19 protein-coding genes are annotated in these 19,721 nt (G+C 65.7%); 6 read left to right on the top strand and 13 right to left on the bottom strand.

What is annotated here, in order from left to right:
* Positions 1–33: 33 nt before the first annotated feature.
* Together QFZ70_RS02665 and QFZ70_RS02660 are read right to left on the bottom strand one after the other, a co-directional pair.
* Complete coding sequence (locus QFZ70_RS02665) at positions 34–612, bottom strand: helix-turn-helix transcriptional regulator (RefSeq protein WP_307093969.1); 579 nt, start codon at positions 610–612, stop codon at positions 34–36.
* 77 nt (positions 613–689) lie between these two features.
* Positions 690–1,901 carry an acetoin utilization protein AcuC gene (locus QFZ70_RS02660; RefSeq protein ID WP_307093968.1) on the bottom strand — a complete coding sequence of 404 codons (1,212 nt, stop codon included), beginning with the start codon at positions 1,899–1,901 and terminating at the stop codon, positions 690–692.
* 104 nt (positions 1,902–2,005) lie between these two features.
* Here QFZ70_RS02660 and QFZ70_RS02655 point away from each other — a divergent pair, with 104 nt between their 5' ends.
* On the top strand, positions 2,006–3,439 hold the full coding sequence (locus QFZ70_RS02655; RefSeq protein WP_307093967.1) for a TrkH family potassium uptake protein: 1,434 nt from the start codon (positions 2,006–2,008) through the stop codon (positions 3,437–3,439).
* A 40-nt stretch (positions 3,440–3,479) separates the two neighbouring features.
* Complete coding sequence (locus QFZ70_RS02650; protein WP_172801511.1) at positions 3,480–4,118, top strand: TrkA family potassium uptake protein; 639 nt, start codon at positions 3,480–3,482, stop codon at positions 4,116–4,118.
* A 33-nt stretch (positions 4,119–4,151) separates the two neighbouring features.
* Here the strand turns inward: QFZ70_RS02650 and proC are convergent, their stop codons facing one another.
* From proC to QFZ70_RS02625, 5 genes are all read right to left on the bottom strand, one after another.
* Positions 4,152–4,985, bottom strand: a complete 834-nt coding sequence (gene proC / locus QFZ70_RS02645) for a pyrroline-5-carboxylate reductase (protein WP_307093966.1) — start codon at positions 4,983–4,985, stop codon at positions 4,152–4,154.
* A gap of 298 nt (positions 4,986–5,283) precedes the next feature.
* The gene (locus tag QFZ70_RS02640; RefSeq protein WP_307093965.1) at positions 5,284–6,270 is read right to left on the bottom strand and encodes a Ppx/GppA phosphatase family protein; all 987 of its coding nucleotides are present in this window, start codon (positions 6,268–6,270) and stop codon (positions 5,284–5,286) included.
* A 72-nt stretch (positions 6,271–6,342) separates the two neighbouring features.
* Entirely contained in the window at positions 6,343–6,795 is a 453-nt protein-coding gene (locus QFZ70_RS02635) for an SseB family protein (RefSeq protein WP_307093964.1), read from the bottom strand.
* Positions 6,796–6,842: 47 nt separating this feature from the next.
* Positions 6,843–9,569, bottom strand: a complete 2,727-nt coding sequence (gene topA, locus QFZ70_RS02630; RefSeq protein ID WP_307093963.1) for a type I DNA topoisomerase — start codon at positions 9,567–9,569, stop codon at positions 6,843–6,845.
* 124 nt (positions 9,570–9,693) lie between these two features.
* Positions 9,694–11,355 (bottom strand): methyltransferase, encoded by a 1,662-nt coding sequence (locus tag QFZ70_RS02625; RefSeq protein WP_307093962.1) that lies wholly within the window; start codon positions 11,353–11,355, stop codon positions 9,694–9,696.
* A gap of 68 nt (positions 11,356–11,423) precedes the next feature.
* Between QFZ70_RS02625 and QFZ70_RS02620 the strand changes: the two genes are divergently transcribed.
* Together QFZ70_RS02620 and QFZ70_RS02615 are read left to right on the top strand one after the other, a co-directional pair.
* The gene (locus tag QFZ70_RS02620) at positions 11,424–11,900 is read left to right on the top strand and encodes a hypothetical protein (RefSeq protein WP_307093961.1); all 477 of its coding nucleotides are present in this window, start codon (positions 11,424–11,426) and stop codon (positions 11,898–11,900) included.
* Positions 11,901–11,938: 38 nt separating this feature from the next.
* A complete protein-coding gene (locus QFZ70_RS02615) occupies positions 11,939–12,508 on the top strand; it encodes a hypothetical protein (protein ID WP_307093960.1) in 570 nt (189 codons plus the stop codon).
* Positions 12,509–12,553: 45 nt separating this feature from the next.
* Here QFZ70_RS02615 and QFZ70_RS02610 read toward each other — a convergent pair whose 3' ends face one another.
* Complete coding sequence (locus QFZ70_RS02610; protein WP_307097777.1) at positions 12,554–13,447, bottom strand: rhodanese-related sulfurtransferase; 894 nt, start codon at positions 13,445–13,447, stop codon at positions 12,554–12,556.
* Between the two features lie 159 nt (positions 13,448–13,606).
* Here QFZ70_RS02610 and QFZ70_RS02605 point away from each other — a divergent pair, with 159 nt between their 5' ends.
* Together QFZ70_RS02605 and QFZ70_RS02600 are read left to right on the top strand one after the other, a co-directional pair.
* Positions 13,607–14,299, top strand: coding sequence for a GNAT family N-acetyltransferase (locus QFZ70_RS02605; protein ID WP_307093959.1), 693 nt, complete (start codon positions 13,607–13,609; stop codon positions 14,297–14,299).
* An 84-nt stretch (positions 14,300–14,383) separates the two neighbouring features.
* Positions 14,384–16,759, top strand: a complete 2,376-nt coding sequence (locus QFZ70_RS02600; protein ID WP_307093958.1) for a DEAD/DEAH box helicase — start codon at positions 14,384–14,386, stop codon at positions 16,757–16,759.
* A 90-nt stretch (positions 16,760–16,849) separates the two neighbouring features.
* Here QFZ70_RS02600 and QFZ70_RS02595 read toward each other — a convergent pair whose 3' ends face one another.
* The 5 genes from QFZ70_RS02595 to QFZ70_RS02575 form a co-directional block, all read right to left on the bottom strand.
* Entirely contained in the window at positions 16,850–17,230 is a 381-nt protein-coding gene (locus QFZ70_RS02595; protein WP_307093957.1) for an Rv3654c family TadE-like protein, read from the bottom strand.
* 32 nt (positions 17,231–17,262) lie between these two features.
* Positions 17,263–17,793 carry a TadE family type IV pilus minor pilin gene (locus QFZ70_RS02590; protein ID WP_307093956.1) on the bottom strand — a complete coding sequence of 177 codons (531 nt, stop codon included), beginning with the start codon at positions 17,791–17,793 and terminating at the stop codon, positions 17,263–17,265.
* On the bottom strand, positions 17,790–18,140 hold the full coding sequence (locus QFZ70_RS02585) for a DUF4244 domain-containing protein (RefSeq protein WP_307093955.1): 351 nt from the start codon (positions 18,138–18,140) through the stop codon (positions 17,790–17,792). The genes QFZ70_RS02590 and QFZ70_RS02585 overlap by 4 nt, the downstream gene beginning before the upstream one ends.
* 199 nt (positions 18,141–18,339) lie before the next feature.
* A complete protein-coding gene (locus QFZ70_RS02580; protein WP_307093954.1) occupies positions 18,340–18,957 on the bottom strand; it encodes a type II secretion system F family protein in 618 nt (205 codons plus the stop codon).
* Positions 18,954–19,628 (bottom strand): type II secretion system F family protein, encoded by a 675-nt coding sequence (locus QFZ70_RS02575; RefSeq protein ID WP_373461514.1) that lies wholly within the window; start codon positions 19,626–19,628, stop codon positions 18,954–18,956. The genes QFZ70_RS02580 and QFZ70_RS02575 overlap by 4 nt, the downstream gene beginning before the upstream one ends.
* Positions 19,629–19,721 lie beyond the last annotated feature (93 nt).

The raw sequence follows: 19,721 nt of genomic DNA, 5'->3' as shown, positions 1-19,721 counted from the left end.
GGTCGGTATCTGCGAGTCAGTTGGGTAAAGGGGCTACTTTTTGCGGCCGAATTTGGGAAGGTTGGGCAGGTTCGCCAGCAGGTCGGCCGCCTTGGTGGCGGCGCGGCCCACTGTCCGGCCGATCTGCTGGGGCACGCTGTCATCACTAAGAGGCGCGGTTGTTCCGCCAGGGATCACGACGGCGGGACTCAGGTCAGTGCCGTCCGGTGCCAGCACCCCGGCTGAGACAGCGTCGGCGGCGACTGCATCAGCTGTGACGTCTTCCCGTGTGGTTTCAGCAGCAGGCGCCGCTGAGGCGCCGTCCGGGATGGGGACAACAGCCGCCGGTGACTGCGGAGCGGGAGCCGCAGCGCCGACGTCGAACGTCTCAAGCCAGCTGGCGATCCCTTCCAGCGGCTTGCGGTTCAGCGCGTAGTAGCGCTTCTGGCCCTGCGCCCGCATGCTCACCAGCTGGGCTTCACGCAGGACCTTCAGGTGCTTGGAAATGGTGGGCTGGCTTGCCGCCAGTTCCTCCACGAGCTCCCCCACTGCCTTGTCTCCGGAACGAAGGGAGGTCAGGATATCCCGCCGGGTCGATTCCGCAATGACGGCAAATACGTCGTCTGTCACCATGCCTCTTACCCTAGCGACATATGCCCCGAAAGGCATCAACTATTTCGCCGGTCAGGGGCATAAGGAAGAGGAGGTCCTCAATCGAACCAGGGGTCCAGTCCGTGCATCGGAAAGACTGCCTTGCGGGTGGCCATAACCGTGCGGTCCACGGCGTCGTTGGGGTCGAACCCCACTTCCCAGGACCGCCACCAGAGCTCCACGTCATCCCCCATCAGTCCAGGCGCCTCGGCCCCGAACTTCTCCTCGACGTACCTCCGCCAGTCCTCCGGCACCGGGGTCCGCAGCGGCACCGGCCTGCCCGCGGCGATGGCAATCAGGTGGCTCCAGGACCGGGGAACCACGTGCAGTACGTTGTACCCGCCGCCGCCGGTGGCAATCCAGCGGTTGCCGCAGTAACGGGCCGCAAGGTTCCCGACGGCAGTGGCCGCCTCCCGCTGCCCGTCCACGCTGAGGTTAAGGTGCGTGAGCGGATCCGTCCGGTGCGAGTCGCAGCCGTGCTGGCTCACGATCACCTCGGGCTCGAACGCTGCCACCAGCTGCGGCACCACGGCGTGGAAGGCACGCAACCAGCCGGCGTCATTCGTCCCTGACGGCAGGGCGATGTTAACGGCAGTCCCCTCAGCACGGGGTCCGCCGATTTCGTTGGAGAACCCGGTACCGGGGAACAGGGTGAGTCCGCTTTCGTGCAGGGACAAGGTGAGCACCCGGGGATCGTCCCAGAAGATGCTTTCCGTCCCGTCCCCGTGGTGGGCGTCCACATCGATGTACGCCACCTTGCGGATGCCGCCATCGAGCAGCTTCTGCACGGCAAGCGCCGCGTCGTTATAGATGCAGAACCCGCTGGCCTTGTCCCGGGCGGCATGGTGCATGCCGCCGCCGAAGTTCACCGCGTGCAGGGCAGACCCGTCCAGGATCCGGGAAGCGGCGAGCAGGGAGCCGCCTGCCAGCCTTGCGGCGGCCTCGTGCATTCCGGCGAACGCGGGATCGTCCTCGGTGCCCAGGCCGCGCGACTCGTCAGTCGCGTACGGGTCCTCACTGACCCTGCGGACCGCGGCCACGAATTCGGCCGAGTGCACGGACTCCAGCTCGGCGTCGGTGGCGACGTCGGGAGCTGCCACTGCGAGGTGCTCAAGGTCGAAAAGTCCCAGGCTTTGGGCAAGGCGGGCCGTGAGGTCCATCCGTTCGGGCGCCATGGGGTGGCCCGGACCGAAGTTGTAGGCAGTCATGTCAGCGCCCCACACCACCGTCGTTGGCGGCGCGGGCTTGCTGAGACCGGGCAGATATGTCATCAATCACAGGCTACCCGAGCCTGCAGCCCTTCCCGCCCGGCCATTACGCGGGCATAAGTGGTTTACTACTGAGGGAAGCAAACCAACCGAGGAAAAAGCCACACATGACGCAAAGCCAGTCGAGGCCCCGGACTCCGGCCAGCTGGCATCCCGCCGCGCAGGAACGGGAGGGCCTCTGGGTTCTCACGCGGATCCGCGATTTTATCGACGACATTGCCAACACGTCGCCGGCCCGGCTTGCCCTGAGTGCGTTCGCTGCTGTCTGCCTGGTGTTCACGTTCCTGCTGTCCCTGCCCATCTCCTCCGCTGCCGGCATTGTCACACCACCCCACCAGGCTTTGTTCACGGCCGTCTCGGCGGTCTGCGTTACGGGCCTGACGGTGGTATCGACGGCCGTGCACTGGTCCTTCTTCGGCCAGCTCGTAATCCTGATCGGCATCTTCATCGGAGGCCTCGGCACCCTGACCCTGGCGTCGCTGCTGGCGCTGATGGTGAGCAAACGCCTCGGTGTTCGCGGAAAAATCATTGCCGCGGAATCCATGAACAACGCCGGCCGCCTCGGCGAAGTGGGTACCCTGCTGCGGATCGTTATCACCACCTCCGTGGTTATCGAGGGAATCCTCGCGCTGGCGCTCATCCCGAGGTTCCTGACCCTGGGCGAGCCGTTCTGGCAATCCGTCTGGCACGGCATCTTCTACGCCATTTCCTCCTTTAACAACGCCGGTTTCACCCCGCATTCGGACGGCATCGTTCCCTATGAGACAGACCTGTGGATCCTGGTTCCGCTGATGCTGGGCGTCTTCCTGGGAAGCCTCGGTTTCCCCGTGGTGATGGTCCTCCAGCAGAACGGCCTGAACTGGAAGAAATGGAACCTCCACACCAAGCTCACCATCCAGGTGTCCCTGATCCTGCTGGTCGCGGGCACGTTCCTCTGGGGGCTGATGGAGTGGGACAACGCCCGGACCATCGGCGGGATGGACCTGGGTGAGAAGATCACGCATTCGCTCTTCGCTTCGGTTATGACGCGGTCCGGCGGATTCAACCTGGTGGACCAGAACCAGATGGAGTCCACCACCATGCTCCTGACCGACGCGCTGATGTTCGCCGGCGGCGGTTCAGCCTCGACGGCGGGCGGCATCAAAGTGACCACCATCGCCGTGATGTTCCTGGCCATCATCGCCGAAGCCCGTGGCGACGCAGACGTGAAGGTTTACGGCAGGACCATCCCCCAGGGCAGCATGCGCGTGGCCATCTCGGTGATCGTCGCCGGAGCCACCCTGGTGTCCGTCTCCGCCTTCCTCCTGCTGCAGATCAGCGGCGCTTCCCTGGACCGGGTGCTGTTTGAAACCATTTCCGCGTTCGCCACGGTGGGGCTGAGCACCAACCTCAGTGCCGAGCTGCCGCCGTCGGGCGTGTATGTCCTCAGTGCCCTGATGTTCGCCGGCCGTGTGGGCACTGTGACGCTCGCCGCTGCCCTGACCCTGCGCCAGCGCAGCCAGTTGTACCACTATCCCGAAGAGAGGCCCATCATTGGCTAGTTCCCCAGACGCTCCCAGGCGCCCCGCCCACAATGCCCCGGTGCTGGTCATCGGGCTGGGCCGCTTCGGTTCCTCCACGGCTGAGCAGCTCGTCAAGCAGGGCCGTGAAGTGCTGGCCATCGAACGCGACAGGACCCTCGTGCAGAAATGGGCGCCGCTCCTGACGCACGTGGTGGAGGCCGACGCCACCAACATCGACGCCCTCCGCCAGCTGGGCGCACAGGAGTTCAGCTCCGCCGTCGTGGGCGTTGGCACGTCCATCGAGTCCTCGGTGCTGATCACCGTGAACCTGGTGGATCTTGGCATCGAGCACCTTTGGGTGAAGGCCATTACACCTTCGCACGGCAAGATCCTTACCCGCATCGGCGCCAACCACGTCATTTACCCTGAGGCCGACGCCGGTGTCCGGGCAGCCCACCTGGTGTCCGGGCGCATGCTGGACTTCATTGAATTCGACGACGACTTCGCCATTGTAAAGATGTACCCGCCGCGCGAGACAGTCGGGTTCACCCTCGACGAGTCCAAGGTCCGGTCCAAGTACGGCGTGACAATCGTGGGCGTCAAGTCGCCCGGCGAGGACTTCACCTACGCCCGACCGGAGACCAAGGTGTCCTCCCGCGACATGCTCATTGTGTCCGGGCACGTGGACCTCCTGGAGCGCTTCGCCGCCCGCCCGTGACCACTGGGCCCTACCCTCGCAAGCTCGGCCAGGTCAACCGAGCTGTTTGGTGATCTCCGCGGCCCTGTCCGCAGCAGCACGTGCACCGGCAGCGATGATGGACGGAATGCCCCGCTCGTCGAAGGTTGCGATGGCCCGTTCCGTGGTGCCGTTGGGGCTGGTCACCGCCTTGCGCAGTGCCGAGGGATCGGCGCCCGGCTCGGCGAGCATAAACCCGGCCCCCGCCACGGTCTCGCGGGCAAGGAGCAGGGACAGTTCGGCGTCGAGGCCCAGCTCCCGGCCTGCGGCGGCCATGGCCTCGGCCAGGTAGAACGCGTAGGCCGGTCCTGAGCCGCTGATGGCCGAAAGCGCGTCCACCTGCTCCTCGGGAACTTCGACGACGGTTCCCGCACCCTGCAGGATGCCCTTGACCTTCTGGAGCTGTTCGGGGGTGCAGTTGGAGCCCGGCGAGACTGACACCACGCCGCGGCCCAGCTTGGCAGGAGTGTTGGGCATGGTCCTGATGACCGGCTGGCCGGCGGGGAGCGCGGCTTCCAGTTGGGCGATGGATACCGCCGCGGCCACGCTGACCACCACTGTATCCGGCGCGAGGGCGTCGCTGATTTCCCTGGCCAGGTCCGTGATGCCAACCGGCTTCACACCCAGAATCACGACGCCGGACCCCTTGGTTGCCTGCTTGTTGTTGTCCGGCTCCTCCTCACCGGCGATCGCCGTGATGCCGTGATGGCGTTCCGCCAATTCCGCGGCACGCTCGGCGCGACGGACGGTGGCGACGATGTCAGCCGGGTCCGTCCCGGCTTCCAGCAGACCGCCTAGGATGGCTTCGTTCATGGACCCACAGCCAAGGAATGCGATTCGGTTGCTCATGGCTCCATCATTGCAGTTCGGCCCTGCCCGTGCAGAAATCCGTTAAGCGGCGGAAACCCGGTAACGGGGAACTCGAAAAATTGGGTTCACAGGTGGCTCACATGTTGAATGCAGCTTCTTCACAAGTGGCGTCCCTAATGTAGTTATTACCTCATTGAGGGTGCGAGTGATGCGGCAGGCATGGGGATGCCTGCCCGGGCACCGGCGTACGCAACAGGTTTTCCCCCATTTTCCTGTCGCGGCCGCCGGTGCTTCCGCGTTTAAGCAGCGAAAGAACCGGTAAGCAGTGGCTTTCTTTTCAGACCGCAGCTTCGATGGCCGCCGGCGCAACGTGCGGGGCGGGCTCCAGGGGCCCGGAGAACACCAGCTGGTCGAGGCGGCGCAGGATCAGGCCTTCGCGGAGTGCCCACGGGCAGATCTTGATCTTTTTGAACTTGAAGAGCTCCAGCGCCGCCTCCGCCACCAATGCACCTGCCAGCAGCTGATGCGCACGGGCTTCTGAAACGCCCGGCAGATGGAGCCGGTCTTCAGCTTTCATGGCCGAGATCCGCTGTGCCCAGACCCCAAGATCCGAGGCGTGCAGGTCGCGCTTGACGTAAGGGCCGGCAGCGCTGGGGGCGGCACCCGCTATCCGGGCCAGCGACCGGAATGTTTTGGAGGTTCCCGCAACGACGTTGGCCCGGCCGAGCCCGTCGAATTCCCGGACGGCGGGCTTGAGGGTGGCCTGGATGTAGCGCCGCAGCTCTTTGACACTCTTGGCCGACGGCGGGTCCTCAGCCAGCCAGTCCCGGGTCAGCCGGCTCGCACCCAAGGGCACAGACGTGGCAACCTCCGGCAGTTCGTCCTGGCCGAAGGCCATCTCGAAGGAACCGCCGCCTATGTCCAGGTTCAGGATGGGTCCGGCGCCCCAGCCATGCCAGCGCCGAACGGCGAAGAATGTCATGGACGCTTCTTCGCTTCCCGTAAGCTCTTGCAGCGTCACGGTGGTTTCGTGCTTGACCCGGGCCAGGACCTCGGGGCCGTTAGTGGCCTCGCGGATGGCTGAGGTACAGAAGGCAAGCAGGTCCTCGGCCTTGTGCCGGGCCGCAAATTCCCACGCTTCCAGCACAAATTCGGTGAGCTCGTGCTGCCCCGCGTCACTGATGCTGCCGTCCGCCTCCAGATACTGGACCAGGGAAAGCGGGCGCTTGTGGGAGGCGAACGGCACTGGCCGCGCGCCTGGGTGGGCATCCACCAGTAGGAGGTGGACAGTGTTGGACCCGATATCGAGGACGCCTAGCCGCATGCTGCCATTATTCCCCGGCGCGGTGGTTCTGGCCCAACCGGCACGTCATGTCAAACCACCCCGGGGAGAACGTCAGTTCTCGGCCGGGTCGGCAGGTGCGCCGTCGGGAAGCTCATCGGCGCGCTTGAAGTCGCGCTTGATGTTGGCAACGCCTTCGGGGTTGATCTCGAAACCGTAGGCTGCGCCCGGGTTGATCACCATGCCCAGCTCCTCGCCGATGTTAGCGATGATGGCAGCACCCTGGGTGCCGAGGACGTTTGGCGCTGCCTCCAGGTACTGCTGGTCCACGCGGCTGGGGTGGGAGAAGACGGCCAGGACGGGATCGCCGTCGGCATTGGCCAGGACCAGCGGCTCCACCTGGGAATCCTCGCCCTCGATGCCGTCCGAGCTGATGATGTAGACCTCGCTGTTCAGGAAGGACAGGATGACGTCCACGGGACTGGCGTCTGGCTGTCCTCCCTGGGCGAGCTTTTCCTCGAGGTCATTAAGCGGAGTGGTGTCGGCAATTCCGGGCTGTTCAGTCATACATCTACCCGACCACGTTGCGGTGCGCTGCGCAAACGTAGCCGCCGCTACTTCTTGGCGGTGGCCTTCTTCTTGGCCGGAGCCTTGCGGGTGGCGGTGCGCTTGACCGGACCCTTGGCCCGTTTCTCGGCGAGGAGCTCAACGGCCTGTTCACGGGTGAGTTCCTCCAGTGAAGTGGCCCGTGGAACGGTGATGTTGGTGATGCCGTCGGTGATGTAGGGGCCGAAGCGGCCTTCCTTCACCACGATGTTCTTCTCCGACACCGGGTCCGGCCCGAACTCCGCCAGCGGCGGCACGGCTGCACGGGCACCGCGCTGCTTCGGCTGGGAGTAGATCTCCAGCGCCTGCTCCAGCGTGATGGTGAAGATTTCCTCTTCTGAGCCGATCGAGCGGGAGTCAGTCCCCTTCTTCAGGTACGGACCAAACCGGCCGTTCTGCACGGTGATGAGGTTGCCTTCGGCGTCCTCACCCAACGCGCGCGGCAGGCTCATCAGCTGCAGTGCCTCGTCCAGGGTCACGGACTCCACGGTCATGGACTTGAACAGTGAACCCGTCCGCGGCTTGGCCTTCACCGGTTTCTTGGGCGGCTTGGGCTTGCCGTTCTTGTAGTACTCCACCGGCTGGTTGGCGATTTGTTCCTCGGTCATCTCGGGGATAACTTCGGTGACGTAAGCGCCGTAGCGGCCGTTCTTGGCAACGATGGTGTGCCCAGTGTGGGGATCGGTGCCCAGCACGCGTTCCTCCGGAGCGGCCGTTTCCATCAGTTCGATCGCCTTTGCGGCGGTCAGCTCGTCAGGGGCGAGGTCCTCCGGCACGTTGGCACGGGCTGACTCCACCACTTCCCCGGTTTTGGCATCCACCGTCGGCAGCGAGCTTTCCAGGTAAGGGCCGAACTTGCCCACACGCAGGGTAATGCCGTCGGCGATGGGAACGGAGTTGATTTCCCGCGCATCGATCTCACCGAGGTTGTTCACAATGCTCAGCAGACCTGGATCGGCGTCTTCGCCGTAGTAGAAGTGCTTCAGCCAGGCGGCACCTACGGCCTGGCCGTTGGCGATCTTGTCCAGGTCGCCTTCCATGTCCGCGGTGAACTCGTAGTCCACGTAGTCGCTGAAGTGCTGCTCCAGCAGCCGGATGACCGAGAAGGCGATCCAGCTCGGGACCAAAGCGGAACCCTGTTTCCGCACATAGCCGCGGTCCTGGATGGTGGAAATGGTGGACGCGTACGTGGACGGGCGGCCGATGCCCTTTTTCTCCAGCTCCGCCGTCAGCGATGCTTCGGTGTAGCGCGGCGGCGGTGAAGTTTCGTGGCCCACTGCGATGATGTCGGAAGCCTTGAGGGCATCGCCCTTGGCGACATTGGGGAGACGGCGGGCTTCGTCCGAGTCTTCGTCGCCGCGGGTCTCGTCCTTGCCCTCCTCGTAGGCCGCGAGGAAGCCGGGGAAAGTGATCACGGTGCCGGACGCGGAGAACTCAGCGTCCCGTCCGTCGGAGGCCACCGCGCCCAGGCGGATGGTCGCCGTCGACCCCTTGGCGTCGGCCATCTGGGAGGCGACGGTCCGCTTCCAGATCAGTTCGTAAAGCCGGAATTCGTCGCCGGAGAGCTGTTTCGCCACCTGCGCGGGGGTGCGGAACGAGTCGCCGGCGGGGCGGATGGCCTCGTGCGCTTCCTGCGCGTTGGCTGCCTTGCCGGTGTACACGCGCGGCGACTGCGGGATGTACTCGGGACCGTAGAGCTCGGAGGCCTGGCGCCGGGCAGCCGTCACGGCCTCGTCACTCAACGCCGAGGAGTCCGTACGCATATAGGTGATGTAGCCGTTTTCGTACAGCCGCTGGGCCACCTGCATGGTGCTCTTGGAGGAAAAGCGCAGCTTGCGGCCTGCCTCCTGCTGCAGTGTGGAGGTGGTGAAAGGCGCAGCCGGACGCCGGGTGTAGGGCTTGGTGTCGACGGAGCGGACGCGGAACTCCGCGCCCTGCAGCCCGGCGGCCAGAGAGGTGGCCAGCTCCTCGTTAAGGTGGGTGACGTTCTTGGACGTGAGGACGCCGTCGTCGTTGAAGTCCCTGCCGCTGGCCACTTTGGCGCCGTCAACGTTGGCGAGCTTCGCCTTGAAGGAACCGGCGTCGGCGCCGAACTGGCCGGTGAGGTCCCAGTAGGACGCAGCCTTGAAGGCCATCCGCTCACGTTCGCGGTCAACCACCATGCGGGTGACCACGGACTGCACGCGGCCGGCGGACAGACCGCGTGCCACCTTGCGCCACAGCACCGGGGAGATTTCGTAGCCGTACAGGCGGTCCAGGACACGGCGGGTTTCCTGGGCGTCCACCAGCGCCGAATCAACGTCGCGCAGGTTGCCCATGGCGCGCTGGATGGCTTCCTTCGTGATTTCGCCGAACGTCATCCGGTACACCGGGACCTTGGGCTTGAGCACTTCCAGCAGGTGCCACGCGATGGCCTCGCCCTCGCGGTCCCCATCGGTTGCGAGATAAAGTTCGTCGGCGTCCTTGAGCGCAGCCTTGAGCTCAGTCACCTTTTTCTTTTTGTCCGCGGACACCACGTAGTAGGGCTTGAAGTCGTGTTCAATGTCGACGGCGAACTTGCCGACCGAGGTTTTCTTCAGTTCGGCAGGGAGCTCCGACGGCTGCGGCAGGTCGCGGATGTGACCAATGGAGGCCTCTACGATGAAGCCCTCGCCCAGGTACTTGGCGATGGTCTTGCTCTTGGCCGGAGACTCCACAATCACGAGTTTCTTGCCGGTTTTGGCCTTGCTTGGCACGGTGCTCCTACAGAAAAAGGTTGCTCGGGCAGATGCGCCCATACTGGCCTAGTTCACCATATTTTGGACAATTTTGCGCATTCATGTGGAAAACAAGGGGGTTATCCGGTAGGCCTTCCGCGCCTTATTCAGGGGCCGGGATCAGGAAGCCGTCGCGGACCAGGTTGGCCACTTCGGCGAGCAAACCAGTCCGGAACGAGCCGGCGTCGAACCCTTCCCCGCCCGCTCCGCCGCCGCCCAGCAGAGCCTCCAGGGCACCGGCAATCTGGCCGGCGCTCAGGTCGCCGTCGCAGGCGGAAATGAATCCGGCGAGTTCCGTGCTGAGGAGGTTGGTCCGGCGCAGGCCTGTGCCCTGCCGGAGCAGGATTACCCCGGGGTGCTCGGCGCCGGGCCGCTGGTGGCGTTCCTCAGTGACGTCGTCCGCCACCAGCAGGTGCGCGTCGCTGATGCTGTTCGCGGACAGCCAGTCCTGGCGCTCCAAAGCCGCGCCCAGGTGGGGCCCAATGGGCTGCTCAATGGGGTACGTGATTTCCTCGAACCGGCTGACCGGTTCCTGTCCGGGAGACAGGGGCCGACGGAGCAGCACCATCCCGAACCCGATCCCTTCCACGTTCCGGGACTCGAAGTCTGCCAAATAGGCCGCGTAGGCGTCCTTGTAATGCTGCCGGTCCCGGCTCTCGGACGCGTCGCGCAGCCACGTCTCGGCGTATTCCTCCGGGCTCACCACTTCGCGCTGGATGAACCAGGCGTCGGCGCCGTCAGGGACCCACCCCTCGGGGCGCTCCTGCCAAGCAGCGCCGGCGGGGACCTCCCAGTTTCCGAGCATCTGTGCCGTGCCGCCGGGAGCGAGTACAGCGGGCAGTCCCGCCACGAGGGCTGCCACAATCTGATCGCCCGGAAGGCCGCCGTCGCGGTAGGTAAATTGCCCGGACGCCTCCTCCCCGGCGCTCCGCGGTGTGATGACGAAGGGCGGGTTGGAGACCACCAGCCCGAATTCCTCGCCGGCTACGGGCTCCAGGAGCGAGCCAACCCGCAGGCTCACCCTGTCCTCAAGCCGGGCCGGATCCACCGACAGTGCCTCGGCGTTAAGCAGGATGTTGAAGCGGGTAAAAGCCAGCGCCCTTTCGGAGATGTCGGTGGCCGTCACGTGCTCGCAGTGGTGCAGCAGGTGGAAGGCCTGGATGCCGCAGCCCGTCCCCAGATCCAGCGTCCGCCTGGTGTGCCGCCGGAACGTGGTCTGCACCAGGGTGGTGGAGGCCTGGCCGATGCCCAAGACGTGATCGTGCCGGAGAACGCCCTCCTGCTGGTGTGCCGCCAAGTCGCTGGCAACCCACAGCTCGGCACCGCCGTTGCCGTCTGCCTTGTCATCTTCGGTACCCTCCCAGCCGTAGGGCCGCAGGTCAGCCTTGGCAGCCATAAGGGTGCCGCCGGGAACGGGCTCCACCAGCCCCAGCAGCTGCAGGCCTTCCGCGCGGATGCCCTTCAGCGCGGCATCGAGCGATTTGCTGGGCTGCGGCTCGGCGAGCAGCCACAAACGGACGACGGCGGCGAGTGCCGCGTTGCCCTCGTCCTGCCGCACCGCCCGCTCGGCAGCCAGCAGAGCCGGGATGATCTGGTCGCGGTTCAGCGCGGCGTAGGCCGATTCGCCGAGGAGCCGGGCGACGCCGTCGAGCGTGTAATCAACCAGGCGCAGGTCCTCGGCAAGTGCCGAAAGCAGCTCCGGGAGGTCGCTGCGGGGAGCGTCGGGGGTGTTGCCGGCGGTGAACTCGTATGGGGATTTAGGCACCGCCCAAGTTTAGTCCGGCGCCGGGAGCTGGAAACCGGGTTAGGCCCTGGACGGGGTAGCGTGGAGGTATGCCAGCACCGCTTTCCATCCTTCCGCGCGCCCGGACGCAGCCTGCCAACACCCGGCGCTTCCCGCTTACGGCCTGGGCACTTGCGGGTGTGGCGGCGGTGGCCCTGGCGGGGTGTTCGCCCGTGGTCTCGATCGAGAACGCGGACGTACCGGAGTGGCGCGCCACTGCGCTGCCAGCCGCCCCTGGCAGCGTTATCGGAGATGCCGGCAAGATCCTCAACCGGGACCGGATTATCCAGGAGGCGGCCAATGTCCCCGCCGGCCGGTACACCCTGACGGCAACCTGCGAGGGCGGCGGCAAGGCCTTCTTCGCGGTGTCGCTGGAAGGGGAGGCTGTGGTGGACGCGGGAGCGGCCTGCAACGGCAGCAAGGAAATCACCAGGATCACTTTGCCGCGGTCCGGCAAACTGGAAATCAGCACCTCCAGCGTGGACTCACCCCTTATTTATGCCTACCAACTGACGCCCGCAGAATAGGTATGGCCCGCAGGAGCGCGCGGGCTTAAAGTCGGACTATGCCCAGCGTGCGGACGTCCTCCGCGCCTTCTCCGGGGCGGACAGCCGGGGTGCCGTTGATGCGGAACCCGGCAGCCGCCGTCGTCCTCGGTGTGCTGACGGCAGGGCTGGCGCTGGGCGGCTGTGAATACTCGTACGACGACGGCCGGACCTGGGGCGACTCTGCCGAGGCCGGGGAGACGGTCGCCCCGGCGCCGGTGTTCACCCGGGACCCGCCACAGCGCGAGCCCGTCAGTGAGGCCGAGCTTGGAGCCTGGGTGGCGCGGACCCTGCCGGACACCGGGCATCCGGTGGTCGATGCAGGAGCCGGGCTGCTGGCCGCGGGCGAGGTGCGGACTGAAACCACCGCCGTGGTGGGAACCGGTACCTATGCGCTGGCGCTGACCTGCCGAAGCCAGCGGCGGGTGACGTTCACCGTAGAGAGCGACTCACTCACCCTGGTGGACCTGGGGCTCCGGTGCGGGGTCAACCGCGAAAACGTCATCTATCTTTCTGCTGAAACTGCCTTGACGATCACGGTGGAGGCCAGGAGGGATGCCAATTACGCCTACCGCCTCCGGCGGCTGTGACACCTGTTTGCCTGGCAGCCTGGCACCTTCCCCGCTTGACGGATTCTAGGCGGTGCAGCCTCCCGGGCACCGCAGGGTTTCCGGGCTGGAAGCGCACTCGGCGCAGTACAGGGTGAGGGTACGGCAACTGGGGTTGGAACAGTTTTCGAACTTGCTGGTGGGGGCCGCGCAGCGGGTGCATTCTCCGATGGTTTTGGCGTCCTCGCTGAACTCGAGGTGCATGCGCTTGTCGAAGACGTACAGCGAGCCTTCCCACAGGCCCTGGTCCTTGAAGGTTTCGCCGTACCGCACAATGCCGCCGTCCAGCTGGTACACCTCTTTGAAGCCGCGGTTGACCATGAGGCTGGAGAGCACCTCGCAGCGGATGCCGCCGGTGCAGTAGGTGACTACAGGCTTGTCTTTGAGGGAGTCGTACTTGCCGGAATCGAGCTCCTTGATGAAGTCGTGGGTAGTGGCGACGTCCGGCACCACCGCGTCCTTGAAGCGGCCAATCTGGGCCTCGAACGCGTTCCGGCCGTCGAAGAAGACCACCTCTTCGCCGCCCTGCTTCTTGGCGTCAACGAGTTCGTGCAGCTCTTCGGGCTTGAGGTGGGTGCCGCCGCCGACCACGCCGTTGGCGTCAACCTTGAGTTCGCCCGGCGCACTGAAGGAGACGATCTCATCGCGCACTTTGACGCTGAGCCGCGGAAAATCCTCCGCGCCGCCGTCGGACCATTTGACGTCGATGCCGTGGAACCCCTTGTATTCACGGGTGGTCTTGAGATACTGCTTGACGGCGCCGATCTCGCCGCCCACCGTGGCGTTGATGCCGTCCGTGGAGATGAGGATGCGGCCGGTCAGCCCCAGCTTCTCGCAGAGCGCACGCTGCCAGAGCCGCACCGCTTCCGGGTCCGCGATGGGGGTAAAGCCGTAAAAGAGCACAATTCGGTTCAAAGCCACGTATTTAAGGGTACCGGCTTGGCTTCCGGCAACCTCCCCGTCCCGTTCGTCCGGGCACTCCAGGAGGACAGCATCCTGGCTCATCACAATTGCATAAGCACCGGGTTTCTGCCCTGCCTACCCCTGTTGCTTGTGACCGCGCTGGAATAGTCTCATCCCATGAGCCCGGAAACCATGGTTAACGACATCACTGGCCTTCTCGAAGTATGGGTGGCCGGCTGGGCAGGTTGTCGCGGGTACCGGACATCCTCCGAAGGCCGGTTCCCCGCCGCACTCCGCGCTGACACCACCGGCGAATGGGAGTTCTTTGGTTCCGAGCCCACGGATGTGGAATTTGCGGCTTTGGCTGCGAAGACGGCGGAAGTGCCGGCCAGGGGCCTGACCATCCTGACCAATGACCTTGCCCGCTTCTCCGTCCTTGCCCTGCAGCATGGGCTCAACGTCACCTCCGATTCCCAGGCCATGATGATCGTGGATATGGAGACCCAGGATGCTGAGGATCCCTGGCTTTCGGATGACGATCTGGCCCTGACTACATCAGTGCAGGACGGTGTGCACTACGCGGTGGTCCGGTCCGGGGATACTCTTGCCGCCAGCGGCCGTGTTTTTGTGGTGGGCGAAACCGCAGTGTTCGACAAAATCATCACAGAACCGGCCTTCCAGCGGCGTGGACTGGGCAGTTTCATCATGCGGGCACTGGCGGCGAAGGCTTTTGAACATGACGTACAAACTGGCCTGCTCCTGGCTTCCCTGGACGGCCAAAAGCTTTATTCCCACCTGGGTTGGACCACCGTCTCACGCGTGCTGATGCTTTCGGCATCCCGCGACGGGGCCGACCTGTCCCTGAGCTGAGCACGCGTCACCGGCCCGGCTCGCCCGGTTACCCCTAGGGCGAACCGGGCCTGCTGGTCAGTTGCGGGGTGAAAGAATATTGGGGTGAACCCCCATGACTCGCTGATTCCCTTGCTGGGCCGCGGCCCGGACCCGGAACAGCTCCGTCATGTCCGCACCATCCCTGCCCGCGAAGCCGTCCACGAGCAGTGGCCGGGCTGGGTTCACCCGGATCTGGTGGCTGCTTATGGTTCGCTTGGCGTCCAGGAGCCTTACCGCCATCAGGTTGAAGCGGCAAACACCGCCCACGGCGGGGAACATGTTGTGGTTGCCACCGGGACCGCCTCCGGAAAGTCCCTCGCCTATCAGTTGCCGGCGCTGGATGCCATCCACCGCTCGGAACTGCGGGTTCTTGCCGACCCCGGAAAGATCCACGACGACGGCGCCGTCACCCTCTATTTGTCCCCCACCAAGGCCCTCGCGGCCGACCAGCTGAACGCCATCAGGGCGTTGAAACTGCCCACGGTCCGCGCGGAAACCTACGACGGCGACACCGACCCGGCTTCCCGGCGGTGGATCCGCGACCACGCCAATTTCATCCTGGCCAACCCGGACATGCTGCACTTCGGCATCCTTCCCAACCACGCCTGGTGGGCGGGGTTTTTCCGCCGCCTTCGCTACGTGGTCGTGGACGAGGCGCACAGCTACCGGGGCGTTTTCGGCTCGCACGTCGCCAACCTGATGCGCCGCCTGCGGCGGATCTGCGCGTACTACGGCGCGGGCTCGGCCTTCCCCGAACCTGTTTTCATCGCGGCTTCAGCGACCGCTTCCGAGCCTGACGTTTCCTTCGCCCGGCTTATCGGGGCGCCGGTCAAAGCGGTGTCGGAGGATGGTTCACCGCATGGTGCCACCACGGTGGCGTTCTGGGAACCTGCCCTGACCGAACTAAAGGGCGAGAACGGTGCCAACGAGCGGCGCACCGCCGTCGCTGAAACTGCGGACCTGCTGGCGAACCTGGTGTCAGCGCAGATCCGCACCATCGCCTTCATCAAGTCCCGGCGCGGAGCCGAGACCATCTCGTCCATCACCAAACGCCTCCTGGACGAGGTGGATCCGAGCCTTCCGCAACGTGTGGCTGCCTACCGTTCCGGGTATCTTCCGGAGGAACGCCGGGCGGTGGAGAAGGCGCTGCGCTCGGGCAGGCTCCTGGGTGTTTCAAGCACCTCCGCCCTGGAGCTGGGCATCGACATTTCCGGGCTGGACGCTGTCCTGGTGGCCGGCTGGCCAGGCACCAGGGCTTCGCTTTTCCAGCAGATCGGGCGGGCCGGCCGTGCCGGGCAGGACGCCATCGCCGCGTTTGTTGCCAGCGACGATCCGCTGGACACATTCCTGGTGAACCATCCGGAAGCCATCTTCGATGTCTCGGTGGAAGCTACCGTCTTCGACCCGTCGAATCCGTACGTGCTGGGCCCGCACCTGTGCGCCGCCGCGGCCGAACTTCCGCTCGGTGTCGGCGAGCTTGAGCTGTTCGGGAGCACCGCGGAAGGACTCCTGGACCGCCTGGTAGCCCAAGGATATCTTCGTCGCCGGCCGGCCGGCTGGTTTTGGACGCATTCCCAGAGCGCCGCGGCAATGGTGAACCTGAGGGCCGACGGGGGCGGGCCGGTGAGCATTGTTGACGCTGACACCGGCTCCCTCCTCGGGACGATGGACTCTCCCCAGACCCACTACCAGGCGCACACCGGTGCTGTTTACATTCACCAGGGCGACAGCTACGTGGTGGAGGACCTCAACGAAGACGACCACTGCGTAGTGGTCCGCCGAGCCAACCCGGACTACTACACCACGGCGCGGGATGTGACCCAGATCGAGGTGCTGGAAACCCAGCGCAGCGCAACGTGGGGTGACGTTTCGCTGCACTTCGGCGACGTGAAGGTCACCACACAGGTGGTCTCCTTTCAACGCAAGGCCCTGATTTCCAACGAGATCCTCGGCGAGGAACCACTCGATCTTGGCGCCAGGGAACTGTTCACCAAGGCCGTATGGTTCGTGGTGGACAACCGGTCCCTCGCAGCAGCCGGACTGATCGAAGCGCAGTTCCCGGGCGCCCTGCACGCGGCGGAGCACGCAGCCATCGGACTCCTTCCCCTGGTGGCCTCCAGTGACCGGTGGGACATCGGTGGTGTATCCACTGCCCTGCATGCCGACACCGGGGTGCCCACCATATTTGTGTATGACGGGCACCCGGGCGGGGCCGGCTTTGCCGAACGCGGTTTCGACAAGGCCAAGGTGTGGCTGGCCGCGACACGGGACGCCATCAAAGCCTGCGAGTGCGAATCCGGCTGTCCCTCCTGCGTCCAGTCGCCCAAGTGCGGGAACAAAAACAATCCCCTGGACAAGGCGGCCGCAGTCACCCTGCTCGATGTCCTGCTCAAGGACGCCACCGAAGCCAGCGCGCTGAGTGTGGAAGCCCCGCGCTGACAGTGAACCACCGCTTGCTTCGCGGGAGATCGCCTTCCTGGGAAGCTCCGCGCGTGCCAGGGAGCGCCCCCTCGTGGGAGGACCAGCCAGCTAAGGGGGAGGTCCCGCCCGGGCGCGGCCGGTGGCTGTGCCCACGATGGTCCTTTCCGTCAGCTCAGTCATGACTTCAAGGGTGTGGCCCTCCCCTTCGGAGCAGCTGAGCACGGCGGCAGCATGCCGTGCAGCAACTTCCGCGGCCACCGTACAAGGATTCCCGTCCGTGACGCCGCGCAGGGCATCCGCCCCGGCGAGCGCAGCAAGATCAGCGGCGGCGGCTGCCCTGCTGGCCATCACAGCCGACTGCGCCAGAAGCAGCAACAGCGCCATGGCCGTCATCACCACCAGGGCCAGTCCCGCGGCCAAGACCGTCCCGGATCCGCGTTCCCGGCGGTCCGGTCCTTGCTTCGCCGGCGCGGTGGACTTTCGTTGCACAGCGCTCCTTCCTGTTGTGCTGCACCAGCCCTTCATCCGGCGCCTGCCCCGGCCCCCGCCCCGGCAGTTAGCAGTGCGTGCGAGCGTGCGACTGCTGTTTCGCTGCGGGTCGACGCACGGGCCGTCAGCGTCCAGGGAATTGCTGCCCCCAGCGGGCCACCGACCCGGTCAGTGACGGTGACGTTGAGCCACTCGCCCTCAGTTGCGACAACCGCCGAGGCTGACGCGCCCGAGAGGGTCTTAACGATCCGTTCCACCGAGGCGGAATCGTCACCGCGGGCCAAGGCCCTGGCGCCGGCGCGTGCTCCCTCTTCCAACCGCAGCTGGGTAACACCGGCCGCGGCACCTGTGAGGAGCATGGCAAGCAGCAGCAGGACGGCAGGCAGCGTCACGGCAAACTCTGCGGTGACGGCACCGCGGGATTTGACCAGCCGCCAGCTCCTTCTTCTGTGCCAACGATCCCCTGGCCCGCGACGACCGGCCGCTTCCGCCATCAGCCACTGGCCCTTCTGGTTGCTTTCACCCGGAAGCAGGCGAAGGAGCGCGTCCGGTGCGCAGGTCATGGCAAGGCCAGCGCCGTGCGGATCAGATTCAGCAGGAACCCCCGTACTTCCTCGCTGCGGAGGATGAAGACCAGCAGCCCGGCAAAGCCGACAGCGGCGAGAGTGGTGATGGCGTACTCCGCGGTGGCCATCCCTGCTTCCGACCCCAACAGCCGGCGCATACCCGAACGGTTGCGGGCAGCAGTTACTCCGGGGTAAAGCTCCACGACGTTGGCCGGCTGCGAAGGAGTGCCGGAGTGTTGCGGGTAAGCGGACTGGCCGCCGGTGATGCGTCGCTTTGTGTTCGATCGGGCTGCTGCGAGCGCTGCTGATCCAGCGGCGTAGTGGCGGTCCTGATTGATGGACATGGGGTGCTTCCTTTCTGTGGGCCGGCAGGGTTGCCGGCTGCTTCGACTCTTCCGGGCCCCGCCCGGAGCGATAAGGCCAGCGCTTGTGTAAGTGGAAAAGTCAGGTCTGTTCCTCGTTGTGGAGGGAAAGAGCGGGGCCGTGTCAGTCCGGTGACGTCTCCGGCTGGCGGCCTTGATCCGGCTGATAACCCTGTCCCGGCTACGATCCGGACGGCACCAGGGCAAGCAGGACGGGTACTACGCCGAGGCAGATGAAGGCCGGCAGTGAACACAGGCCCAGCGGGACCACCAGCTTCACGCCCAGCGAGGCTGCCCGCTTTTCGGCAGCGCGGAACCTTTCGCGGCGGAGCCTGGCGGCTTGGGCGTAGAGAATTGCCGAGGACGGGGCACCCGTCAGCGCCGCGAACCCCAAAGCGTCCCGCAGCTCGATAATTTCGGGCAGCCGGACAGCAGAGCTGCGCCACGCGGTTTCCCAGTCCGCTCCAATCGCGAGCGCCGAAACAACCGGCCGGAGGGCCTCCCTGTACCGCACGGAGGCAGAGGCTGATACCAGTTCGAGGGAGCGCCCAATGCCGGACCCGGCGTCCAGCATGGCCGCCACGAGTTCGAGCATCATGGCAGTGTCCTTCAGGCCATCAGGACCTGCCCGGTTCCGAGGCCGCCCGTCCGCGTCCGGCGCGGTGTCCGAAGGCCCGATCTCCCCCGGCGCCAGGTGGAGCAGCCGCCTCCGAATACTGCCTTGGCCCGGACACAGGAGACAGGCGGCCCCGGCCATGGCGAGGAAGAGTGCTAAACCCAAAATACGAGGATCGGTCATGGTGCCCCCACGCCGGCCGCTGCTGCCACCAGCTTTGCGGACCACACCCTGCCCGCCACAGTCAGCGCAATCCCGGCTGCCAGCGTTGCGAGCCCCAGCGGAGTACCCAGCAGTATGCCCAGCGGGTCCACGCCAAGGGCGATTCCCAGGCCCAGCCCCATGAGCGGAAGCCAGGTCAACAGATTGACCGTGGCCTTGGGCCCGGCCAGGGCGGTCTGCCGGGCGGCGTCGGCGTCGTCCTCCACCTCGAGCTGAGCCGCGAACCTCGTGAGCACGTCGGCCAACGGGCAGCCGCTTGCTTCTGCGATGTCAAAGCACGCTGCCAGTTCCGACCAGATCCGGAATTCCCTGTCTGGCCTCGGGAAGGCCGCGGGTAAAGAACGGCGAATGGCGTTCGATACCGGAGTTCCGGTCCCGGCAGCAGCGCGGGCTGCGGCCAGCATTGCAACCGATCCTCCGGTCAGGCCGCTGGCCCTCAGTCTTCCCGCGTCTGCATCTACCGCGTCGGACGTTGATGCGGGTTGCATCCCGGGACCAAGCCCGGACGCCGAGGTGCCCGTGGACCCGTGCGGGGTGGCAGCGCCGTACACAAACCACAGCTCGTCCCACAGCCGTACGGGGGTTCGCCCGCCTTTGAGCAGTGCGGCCAGTTGCTGAACCACAAGGGTCATGGGTACCGCGGCACCAGGTTCTGCCGCTTTCCTGCCGCCGGGCCTGGACCCTCGGAGCCGAGGAAACCAGATCCTGCCAGCCATTAAACGGTC

It is taken from the genome of Arthrobacter sp. V1I9, from assembly GCF_030817075.1.
Classification (GTDB): Bacteria; Actinomycetota; Actinomycetes; order Actinomycetales; family Micrococcaceae; genus Arthrobacter.
This window is presented reverse-complemented; position numbering and strand designations above follow the sequence as displayed.

Bases quoted from the DNA above. Each gene is read 5' to 3' on its own strand.
- QFZ70_RS02665 (WP_307093969.1), bottom strand. From the start codon at position 612: ATGGTGACAGACGACGTATTTGCCGTCATTGCGGAATCGACCCGGCGG.
- QFZ70_RS02660 (WP_307093968.1), bottom strand. From the start codon at position 1,901: ATGACATATCTGCCCGGTCTCAGCAAGCCCGCGCCGCCAACGACGGTG.
- QFZ70_RS02655 (WP_307093967.1), top strand. From the start codon at position 2,006: ATGACGCAAAGCCAGTCGAGGCCCCGGACTCCGGCCAGCTGGCATCCC.
- proC (WP_307093966.1), bottom strand. From the start codon at position 4,985: ATGAGCAACCGAATCGCATTCCTTGGCTGTGGGTCCATGAACGAAGCC.
- QFZ70_RS02640 (WP_307093965.1), bottom strand. From the start codon at position 6,270: ATGCGGCTAGGCGTCCTCGATATCGGGTCCAACACTGTCCACCTCCTA.
- QFZ70_RS02635 (WP_307093964.1), bottom strand. From the start codon at position 6,795: ATGACTGAACAGCCCGGAATTGCCGACACCACTCCGCTTAATGACCTC.
- QFZ70_RS02620 (WP_307093961.1), top strand. From the start codon at position 11,424: ATGCCAGCACCGCTTTCCATCCTTCCGCGCGCCCGGACGCAGCCTGCC.
- QFZ70_RS02615 (WP_307093960.1), top strand. From the start codon at position 11,939: ATGCCCAGCGTGCGGACGTCCTCCGCGCCTTCTCCGGGGCGGACAGCC.
- QFZ70_RS02605 (WP_307093959.1), top strand. From the start codon at position 13,607: ATGAGCCCGGAAACCATGGTTAACGACATCACTGGCCTTCTCGAAGTA.
- QFZ70_RS02590 (WP_307093956.1), bottom strand. From the start codon at position 17,793: ATGACCTGCGCACCGGACGCGCTCCTTCGCCTGCTTCCGGGTGAAAGC.
- QFZ70_RS02585 (WP_307093955.1), bottom strand. From the start codon at position 18,140: ATGTCCATCAATCAGGACCGCCACTACGCCGCTGGATCAGCAGCGCTC.
- QFZ70_RS02580 (WP_307093954.1), bottom strand. From the start codon at position 18,957: ATGACCGATCCTCGTATTTTGGGTTTAGCACTCTTCCTCGCCATGGCC.
- QFZ70_RS02575 (WP_373461514.1), bottom strand. From the start codon at position 19,628: ATGACCCTTGTGGTTCAGCAACTGGCCGCACTGCTCAAAGGCGGGCGA.